At 67.5% G+C, this 2,506-nt stretch carries 3 protein-coding genes; all 3 read right to left on the bottom strand.

Going from position 1 to position 2,506, the window contains the following annotated elements:
• Window positions 1–617: aldehyde dehydrogenase family protein (locus ACCC94_RS29230; RefSeq protein WP_413353075.1), on the bottom strand; the 617-nt coding region annotated here is incomplete at its 3' end.
• A gap of 25 nt (window positions 618–642) precedes the next feature.
• The gene (locus ACCC94_RS29225) at window positions 643–1,461 is read right to left on the bottom strand and encodes an ABC transporter permease (RefSeq protein WP_138212064.1); all 819 of its coding nucleotides are present in this window, start codon (window positions 1,459–1,461) and stop codon (window positions 643–645) included.
• 1 nt (window position 1,462) lies between these two features.
• Complete coding sequence (locus ACCC94_RS29220; RefSeq protein WP_413353074.1) at window positions 1,463–2,374, bottom strand: ABC transporter permease; 912 nt, start codon at window positions 2,372–2,374, stop codon at window positions 1,463–1,465.
• Between the last annotated feature and the right edge of the window lie 132 nt (window positions 2,375–2,506).

Raw genomic sequence — 2,506 nt, 5'->3', positions numbered from 1 at the left:
TCTCTTTTGGTCGGCAGCGTCATATGTGTATAATAGACCGCCGCCGCGGCGGCCAGCTCCAGCGCGCTCAGCGGCGTCAGCTCGGAGGGCTTGAGCACGCAGGTGGCGCCCGCCGCCAAAGCCGGCGCGACTTTCCAAGAAGCCATCAGCAGCGGGTAGTTCCACGGAATGATCTGCCCGGCCACGCCCACCGGTTCCTGGCGGATGCGGCAGCGGAAGCGCTCGTCGGGCAGCGGCAGGATCTGGTCCTGGCGCTCGTCCAGCTCCCGCGCCAGCCCGGCGTAGTAGCGGAAGCAGCCGATGGCGTCGGCCACGTCCCACTGCGCCTCGGGCAGCGGCTTGCCGTTGTCGCGCACTTCCAGTTCGGCCAGGGCGTCCTGGTTGCGCTCCAGTTCGCCGGCCAGCGCCTCCAGCCATTCGGCGCGCTCGGCGCCACGGCTCTGCCCCCAGCCGCGGTTGAACGCGGTACGCGCCGCGCGCACGGCGTGGTCGACGTCTTCCTCGGTGGCCGCTGGCACTTCCTGCAGGGGCTGGCCGGTAGCCGGGTCGAAGCTGGTGAAGCGGCCGCCCAGGTCCGGCCTGACCCACTGCCCGTTGATGTAGAGCTGGTCGCGCATCCTTCAGTCTCCTTGAACTCGGCCCTCAGGCGGCCTGAACGCCGGTGCGGCGGTTCTGCAGGTAGCGGGAGGTGAACAGCAGCGCCAGCGAGGCGCAGATGATCACCGTGGAGATGGCGTTGATCTCCGGCGTGATGCCCCGGCGAATCGACGAGAAGATGTAGATCGGCAGCGTGGTCTCGGAGCCGGCGACGAAGAAGGCGATGATGAAATCGTCGAAGCTGAAGGTGAATGCGAGCAGGAAGCCGGCGAGGATGGCCGGGGCGATCTGCGGCAGGGTCACCCGCCAGAAGGTGTCCAGCGGCGGTGCATAGAGATCGGCGGAGGCTTCGAGCAGCGACTTGTCCATCGCCTCGACGCGGGTGCGGACGATCACCATCACCAGCGCCATGGTGAACAGCGAGTGCGCCGCCACCACGGTGCCGAAGCCCATGTTGAGCTTCGGCAGGCCGATGTCGAGCAATGCCAGCAATGGGTTGAGTACGTCGAACAGGGTAATGAAGGCGATCAGCGTGGCGATGCCGATGACGATGCCCGGCACGATGATCGCGCAGTAGGTCAGCGCGTCGAACAGCAGGCGCACGCGCTTGCCGACCCGCTGCAGGCCGAACACCGCGAGGGTGCCGAACAGGGTGGCGATCAGCGCCGAGCACAAGGCGATCAGCGCGCTGTTACCCAGGGCTTCCATGATGAACGGGTTGTCGAAGGCGCGGCCGAACCACTGCACCGAGCAGCACTGGAAGCTCAGCCCGCTGCGCCCGGCGTTGAAGGCGAAGAGCATGATCAGCGCGATGGGCGCGTAGAGGAACAGGTAGACCGAGGTGGAGTAACTGCGCAGCCACATGTCAGAGCACCCCGTCGTTGCGCGAGCCGCCGTAGCGGGCCACGAGTTTCAGATACACGCCGATGATCACCAGCATCATCGCCACCAGGGTCATCGCCACTGCGCTGCCGAACGCCCAGTTGCGCGATTGCAGGAACAGGTCGACCAGCGCGTTGCCGACGAAGAACACCTTGCCGCCGCCGAGGATCGCCGGGATCAGGAACTCGCCCATGAGCAGGATGAACACCAGCATCACCCCGGTGATCACCCCTGGCGCGGACAGCGGCAAGGTGATCCGGCGGAAGGTTTCGAAGGCGCTCGCACCGAGATCGCCGGAGGCTTCCAGCAGGCGCTTGTCGAGCTTCTCCAGGGTCACGTAGATGGGGAACACCATCAGCGGCAGGTAGCCGTAGACGATGCCGATCAGCACCGCGTAGGGCGTGTTGATCAGGCGCACGTCGGCGATGCCGAAGGTCTCCAGCAACGCCGGGATGCCGCGCCCGCTGAGCAGGAAGATCCAGGCATAGGTACGGATCAGGAAGCTGGTCCAGAACGGCACGATCACCAGGGTCAGCAACAGCGACTTGTTGCGCCGCACCTTTACCGCCAGGAAGTAGGCCAGCGGATAGGCCGCCAGCAGGCACGCCAGGGTGCCCAGCGGCGCCAGGGTCAGGGTGTTCCAGAAGGCCTGGGCGCGGGAGCCGAGGTTCAGGTAGTTCTCCAGCGTCAGCCCGCCGCCATAGCCGCCCACGGCGCTGCGCTCGCCGACGCTGAAGACCAGGATGATCACCAGTGGCATCAGGAGCAGCAGCAGGAACCACAGGGTGGACGGCAACAGCAGCAGGAGCGTGACGCGCCGGCCGAGGCTTTTCGCGCGCGAGGCGCTGGGCGTCGCCCGGGTCTGCGGCAACGGGGCGCTGACAGCGATGTTCATGTTCGATTCCCTACGCATGGATATGCACGAGACAGTCCCTGTAGGAGCGGGGGGGGGGGGGGGGCCCCCCCCCCCCCCCGGGGGGGGGGGGGGGGGGGGGGGGGGGGGGGGGGGGGGGGGGGGGGGGGGGGG

The organism is Pseudomonas sp. Pseusp97 (assembly GCF_047304025.1).
In the GTDB taxonomy this organism is placed as follows: Bacteria; Pseudomonadota; Gammaproteobacteria; order Pseudomonadales; family Pseudomonadaceae; genus Pseudomonas.
Note: the sequence above shows the minus strand (reverse complement) of the source record. Positions and strands in the feature narration are given on the sequence as shown.